Raw genomic sequence first — 6,120 nt, 5'->3', positions numbered from 1 at the left:
GGGATGGCAGCGGCCTGGTGCTCGTGAGCAAAGTCTTGCAGACGGGGGCCTTCCATTGGCCACGGGCGCAGGATGGCGTGATGCGGCTGTCGGCATCACAGGCGTCAGCCTTGTTCGAAGGGCTGCAATGGTCGAAAATGCACACGCCGCGCGCTCAGGTTCCGGTGACGACGCGATAGGTCGCAAGCCTGATTCCCCTGATCGAAATGCCATTGCGGACTGCCCGGAAACTGCCAGAAATAGGGCATGTCCGCCACGGCAGCCGACCTTCCTGACGATGTCGCCATCCTCAAGGCGATGGTCCTGGCCGGCCTCGAGCGTGAAGCTCGGATGCAGCATATCATTGACCAGATTACCCGGACGACATTCGGAAAACGGTCGGAGAAACTGAACGAAGATCAGTTGGCGCTGGGCCTCGACGATCTCGATGTCGCCCGCGCTGAACTGGAGGCTTTGGCCGAGCAGGCAGCGGCTGCCGCAGGACAAAAGAAGGAACGGGCGCGAAGGGAGCCCGGGACAGCGCGGGCGTCGCTGCCGGCACATCTGGCCCGTGTCGAGGAAGTGATCCTCCCTGACGAGACGGAATGCCCCTGCTGCGGAGGCGTGCTGCACTGCATCGACAGCGACATATCAAGCCGGCTCGATGTCATCCCTGTCCAGTATCGCGTCATCGTGACGTCCCGTCCGAAAATGGCGTGCCGGGCATGCAGCGATGGCGTGTTCCAGGCGCCTGCGCCCAAGCATGTAATGCCAGGCGGCCTGCCCACCGAGGCGCTGATCGCCGATGTTCTCGTCAAGAAATATGCCGATCACACTCCCTTCTACCGGCAGGCACAGGCACTGCGGCGCCAGGGTATCGAGATCGACAGGGGGACAATGTGTAACTGGGCAGGCAGAGCCGCCGCCTGGCTCGGCCGCCTGACCAGCCGGATGAGGACCGACCTCCTGTCGGGCGCGAGGCTGTTCGTGGATGAGACCACCGCGAAGGTCCTGGCTCCCGGCACTGGCAAGGTGAAGACAGGATATCTCTGGGCGATCGCTCGTGATGATGGGGCGCATGGCGGCACCGATCCACCGGCTGTCGCCTACACCTACATGCCAGGTCGCGGGAAAGTCTGGGCGGAAAAGCTGCTCGGGGACTTCACCGGCATCGTCCAGTGCGACGGCTATGGCGCGTACAAGCATATCGAGGCGCCGGACCGAAGGGCCGGTCCCGGAACGCTCGCCTTCTGCTGGGCACATGTCAGGAGGGGCTACTTCGACGATGCCAAGGGCGGCAACGCACCGGTCGCCGATGAGGCCCTGCGGCGGATCGCCGGGCTCTACAAGATCGAGGCTCGTATCCGAGGCTCCAGCCCCGAACACAGACTGACGGTACGCCAGGCTGAATCCGCTCCGATCATCGCGGACATGCTGCCATGGCTCAAGGAAATGCTGCCCAAACTACCCCGCGGCTCCCATACAGCCGAGGCCATCGGTTACACACTCAACCACTGGAAGGGCCTCGTCCGCTTCCTTGAGGATGGACGGATCGAGTTGGATAACAATACCGTCGAGCGCTCAATCAGGCCAATTACCCTCCAGCGGAAAAATGCCCTGTTCACAGGCCATGACCTGGGGGCTGAAAACTGGGCAACCTTCGCCAGCCTCATCGAAACATGCAAACTGGGCGGTATCAACCCGCAGGCCTACCTCGCCGATGTCCTCGCACGCATCGTCCTGTGCGGCGACCACATCCTTGCCTTGCGCGACCAGATAGGAAGCGGGCTTGGCATTGGAAAAATGGATATAGGCTTCGTCCACCAGCACGATCGATCCGGCCGGCTTGTTGGAGAGGAGCCATTCAATATCTTCCAGTGGGGTATTGGTCCCCGTTGGATTGTTCGGATTGCAGATATAATAGAGGCCGGCATTGGGATCCGCCGCCAGCATGGCCTTCACATCATGCCGATAGTCCGACGTCAGTGGCACTTTCGAGATTTTCGCGCCCACCCAATCGGAGGTCCACCAAGGGAGTTCGAAGCCCTGATTGGCCGTCACGATGCCGCGTGTCGGCGAGCAGAAGGTCACAACCGCGCGCGAGAGCGGGTCGCTCGATCCCGGCCAGGGGAGAACGGTTTCGAGCGGCACTCGCTCGATTTCCGCGACTGTGCTCAGAAATTCGGGATATTCGTCATTGGGGCGATAGAAATTGCACAGCGTCAGTTTGGACGCGGCGGCCTGAACACCGGGATCGAAGGGGCCGACCCAGCATTCATTGCCGTTCAATCGACCAATCCTATGCCACCGATCGCTATGCCAGCCGCTGCTGCGACGCCTGCCATAACGGCCGATTGCACCGTGATTAATTTGAAGAGCGCGATTGAAGTGGGCATCAACCAGGGGCGGCAACCGGCCTGATCGTCGACCAGATGCTGTCGCGCTGACCGGCCGCCGCACGACGGGCCGCAGCCCGCGCCGACAGAAACAGAAGCACTGCCAGCAGCACTGCCGTGAGATCCACCAGCATCAGTGCAGGCGCATCATACCAGCCGGTCCCCGCGATCAGGCTTGCGGCCGGGATGCACAACATCGCCACCGCGCCCAGGATCGCCAGTTCCACGCCCGATCGCGCCGCGCCACGTAGCAGTGCCCAGCCGGTCGCGATCAGGAAGAGCGCATAATAGATGGCGCTGTGCATGGCATAGCTGGCATGATCGCCCAGCAGCTTGGCCGCCGCCAGCGTCACCGAGATGCCGGCGATGCTGCCCAGCGGCACGCCCACGGTAAGCGCGCCCAATATGCGTGTCGCCCGCGTCTGTTCGACCGCGCCGGCCTTGCGCTCCTTCTTGCGGCGCGATTCCACCCATAGGAGATTGCCGGTGTAGAAGAGGAAGGCACCGGCCAGCCCCAGCAGGAAATAGGCCCAGCGGATCGTGTTCCCGCCGAAATTGCCGAAATGCAGGGCAAAGAAGCTGGTGATGGTCGCGGACCAGCCATCCTGCATGCCGGGCATATAGTCGGTGCCGGTGATCGCACCGGTCTGCGGATCGATGCCGGCCATGCCATAGGTCGGCGCGCGCAGGCCGTAGCGGGCATCGCTGCCCTGCACCCGCAGCGCCGGCAGGCCGCCACGCCCCTGGCCATAGACTAATGTCTCTGGCGTGAAGCCGGGCGCCTGCTCGCGCACGCGGGCGACGATCTGCGCCGGCGTCAGCGTGGGGGGCGGCGGTCCCTCGGCCGGGGCCGACAGGCTGGGCCGCGCCCGCTCCGCGCCGCCGCCAAAGGCCATCCCCTGCGCACCGTAAAATTGGTCATGGAAGGCGAAGACGACTGCGGTCAGCGCCATGATGATGTGGAAGGGCAGGCTGAACAGGCCCAGCACATTATGGACGTCCAGCCACATGCGCTTCACATTCCTGCCGATGCGCAGCGCAAACAGATCGCTCACCAGGCTGGGCAGCAGCACGACCAGCCCAGACACCAGGGCGATGGTGTAGAGCAGCGCGATCGCGCCCATGATCGGCATGGAAATCTCATGATCGAAGGGCAGCCCGACCTGCTGGTGCAGTATGTCGATCAGTTGTGCGACCTCGGACGGCCCCCGGCTTTCCACCTGCAGCGCGCCGTCCGGCGCCAGCGAGGCGTAATAGCGTTGACCGCCGCCATGCTCGTCCGCTTCGCCACGCACCATCCATGTCATTCGGGACGGATGAGCGGCATCGATGACGAGGTTGATGTCATAGCCCTTTGCCGCCTGCGGATGGGCGGCCAGAACCTTGGCGACCAGTTCCGGCGTCCGCTCCAGCGAAGGGGGCGGCGCCAGCGTCGGCGGGGGCGAGGCCCAGCGCTGCAAGGGCAACTCAAACATGGTCAGCGCCCCGGCATAGAAGGCGATGAACAGGCACAGGCCGGAAACGATGCCGACCCAGCCATGCACTTCCTTGTACATCTTCACGACGTCGGTCGGCAGTTTCACGGCCGTAGCCCTCCCATCAGCAGCACCGGCACCCAGACCAGCAAATTGGCGGCGAAGAGCCATAGCCAGGCGCGCAGGCCCGAACGGAAGAGGAAGCAGAAACTCAGCGTAAGCGCCCAGACCGGCGACATCAGCCACATGGCGAACTGCCCCTTGGTGGAGAAATAGCCTTCCCCCACATCCATCAGTTCGCAAAACAGGCCGGCGCAGCCGAGCGCCAGCGTGAAGCCCAGGATGAAGGCGGCCGATACCTTGCCGAACCAGTCGCCACTGGACAGCGGCCGGCGCGATCCGATCCTGCTCATCGTTTGCCCTCTGGCGCGCCGCGGCGCCAGGCGATGGTGACGGGCACTACCGACCACATCGTCATCACCAGCGTCAGGACGATGAAGATCGCCGTCGCCACCCCGGCCCAGCGAAGCAACAGGCCGGTGCCGACGATCAGCAGTGCCACGCCGCCCCACCCGGCAAGGCGCGGCGGACAGGGCAGCCGCCCCATCCGCTGGTGCGGCGCCGCCAGATAGAGCAGCATCGCCGCCAGACAGGCAAGCAGCCCGCCAAGGATCGCACAAATCATTTCGATTCCGTTTCAAATGCCATGGCAATGCCGTCCGTCATCATCGCCATCATCGTCGATCCATGACTATGCCCCGACAGCAGCCGGAACTGCGCATCGACGCCATGGGTCGTGAAAAGGGCCGCTACCCTGTCACCTTCGCTGTCGCCCTTGGTCGGACCGCCCTCGCTGTCGCCACTGGCGGCCAGCAGCCTCTTGCCCGGCGCAGGCGCCATGTCTTCGACCTCCCGCGCGACCAGTCCATTGCCGAACCAGAAGGATGGACTGACCGCGACATAACGGCTGAAGGGCGCCCCCTTGGCCAGCGCGTGCAGCGCCAGCAGCCCGCCGAAACTGTGGCCCATCAGCGTCTTCATAGCGACGCTATGGGCAGGGCGGGTCACCTGGTCCACACCCCTTCTCTATGCGACCGGCAGCCTCGCCATTTTCGTGATCGGCGGCCTTACCGGCGTGATGGTGGCAGTCGCACCGTTCGACTGGCAGGCGCATGACAGCTATTTCGTCGTCGCCCATCTCCATTATGTGCTGATCGGTGGTACGCTGATGCCGCTTTTTGCCGGCCTCTATTATTATTGGCCGCTGGTGACGGGCAAGAAGCTGTCCGACCGGCTTGGCCGGATCGCTTTCTGGATGCTGTTTGTCGGTGCCAACCTGACCTTCTTCCCGATGCATCTTTCCGGGCTGATGGGCATGCCGCGCCGCGTCTTCACCTATCCTGCCGAACTGGGGCTGGGCGGGCTCAACATGGCATCCACCCTGGGGGCCTGGCTGTTCGCCGCGGGGGTGGCGGTGATATGCATCGATCTTAGCCTCTCGCCACGCCGGGTTCGGGCTGTCCGCAATCCCTGGAATGCGGGCACCCTGGAATGGCTTGCCCATCCCGAGGACGAGGATTGGGGCATAAGGTCGGTGCCATTGATCGAAAGCCGCTATCCGATCTGGGACCAGACAGATTTCATGCGCAAGGTGGATGAGGGCCGCTTTTTCCTGCCCGATGCAGAGGAAGGGCGACGCGAGACGATCGTCACGAGCGTCCTTGATGCCCGGCCACTGGCAGTGATCCGCCTGGGAACCCCGAGCATCAAGCCCATGCTGACGGCGGTCGCGCTCGGCGGGGTCTTCATCCTCACCACCTATCATCTCTACTGGGCTGCGCTCGTCAGTGGCGTTGCCACACTCGCGCTCGCCCTGTGGTGGCTATGGACCGGGACGGCCGAAATTCCCGAAAAGCCCTGCAAGCCGATCGGCCACGGCCTTGAACTGCCGCTGTATCTGTCCGGGCCATCGGCGCCAGGCTGGTGGGCGATGTTCATCACGATGATGGCCGATGCGACGGCTTTTTCCGGGCTCGTCTTTGGCTATTTCTTCTTCTGGACCCGCCATGCCGATTTCCCGCCGGTCGCTTTGGCGGACGGACCCGGCATGGTCTGGCCCATGCTCGCATTGTTCTTGGGCATCGCAAGCTGGCTGCTGACGCTTGGCGCGCGCGAGGTGCATGCCCGCAAGCATGTCGGCATGGCTCGGCTCTGCCTCATGGTCGCGCTGCTACTCAGCCTTGCCGGGATCGGGGCAGGGCTGGCCGGCC

The 6,120-nt window shown here is 63.9% G+C and carries 5 protein-coding genes and 3 pseudogenes; 3 read left to right on the top strand and 5 right to left on the bottom strand.

Features of this window, described 5'->3' with window-relative positions:
- The first annotated feature begins 14 nt into the window (after positions 1 to 14).
- The gene (gene tnpB, locus BRX37_RS27705) at positions 15 to 179 is read left to right on the top strand and encodes an IS66 family insertion sequence element accessory protein TnpB (RefSeq protein WP_486057177.1); all 165 of its coding nucleotides are present in this window, start codon (positions 15 to 17) and stop codon (positions 177 to 179) included.
- A 67-nt stretch (positions 180 to 246) separates the two neighbouring features.
- Positions 247 to 1,719: pseudogene (gene tnpC / locus BRX37_RS25710) on the top strand (IS66 family transposase); the annotation flags it as partial.
- Between the two features lie 81 nt (positions 1,720 to 1,800).
- On the opposite strand, the pseudogene BRX37_RS25705 reads toward tnpC, so the two are convergent.
- The 5 genes and pseudogenes from BRX37_RS25705 to BRX37_RS25685 form a co-directional block, all read right to left on the bottom strand.
- Positions 1,801 to 2,439: pseudogene (locus BRX37_RS25705) on the bottom strand (aminotransferase class I/II-fold pyridoxal phosphate-dependent enzyme); the annotation flags it as partial.
- Positions 2,375 to 3,958 (bottom strand): PepSY-associated TM helix domain-containing protein, encoded by a 1,584-nt coding sequence (locus tag BRX37_RS25700; protein ID WP_125990291.1) that lies wholly within the window; start codon positions 3,956 to 3,958, stop codon positions 2,375 to 2,377. The gene BRX37_RS25700 and the pseudogene BRX37_RS25705, both read right to left, overlap by 65 nt.
- Complete coding sequence (locus BRX37_RS25695; RefSeq protein WP_125990289.1) at positions 3,955 to 4,263, bottom strand: hypothetical protein; 309 nt, start codon at positions 4,261 to 4,263, stop codon at positions 3,955 to 3,957. The genes BRX37_RS25700 and BRX37_RS25695 overlap by 4 nt, the downstream gene beginning before the upstream one ends.
- Positions 4,260 to 4,535 (bottom strand): hypothetical protein, encoded by a 276-nt coding sequence (locus BRX37_RS25690; RefSeq protein WP_125990287.1) that lies wholly within the window; start codon positions 4,533 to 4,535, stop codon positions 4,260 to 4,262. The genes BRX37_RS25695 and BRX37_RS25690 overlap by 4 nt, the downstream gene beginning before the upstream one ends.
- Positions 4,532 to 4,891: an alpha/beta hydrolase gene (locus BRX37_RS25685; protein ID WP_164522543.1), complete on the bottom strand. Its 360-nt coding sequence runs from the start codon at positions 4,889 to 4,891 to the stop codon at positions 4,532 to 4,534. Before BRX37_RS25685 ends, BRX37_RS25690 begins: the two co-directional genes overlap by 4 nt.
- Here BRX37_RS25685 and BRX37_RS25680 point away from each other — a divergent pair.
- Positions 4,878 to 6,120 (top strand): annotated as a pseudogene (locus BRX37_RS25680) (cbb3-type cytochrome c oxidase subunit I); the annotation flags it as partial. The gene BRX37_RS25685 and the pseudogene BRX37_RS25680 sit on opposite strands and share 14 nt — an antisense overlap.

This window comes from Sphingomonas sp. S-NIH.Pt3_0716 (assembly GCF_003950715.1).
GTDB classification, from domain to species: Bacteria; Pseudomonadota; Alphaproteobacteria; order Sphingomonadales; family Sphingomonadaceae; genus Sphingobium; species Sphingobium yanoikuyae_A.
Note: the sequence above shows the minus strand (reverse complement) of the source record. Positions and strands in the feature narration are given on the sequence as shown.

Coding starts and splice junctions, on each gene's coding strand:
- BRX37_RS25685 (WP_164522543.1), bottom strand. CDS start 4,891: ATGAAGACGCTGATGGGCCACAGTTTCGGCGGGCTGCTGGCGCTGCAC.
- BRX37_RS25695 (WP_125990289.1), bottom strand. CDS start 4,263: ATGAGCAGGATCGGATCGCGCCGGCCGCTGTCCAGTGGCGACTGGTTC.
- BRX37_RS25690 (WP_125990287.1), bottom strand. CDS start 4,535: ATGATTTGTGCGATCCTTGGCGGGCTGCTTGCCTGTCTGGCGGCGATG.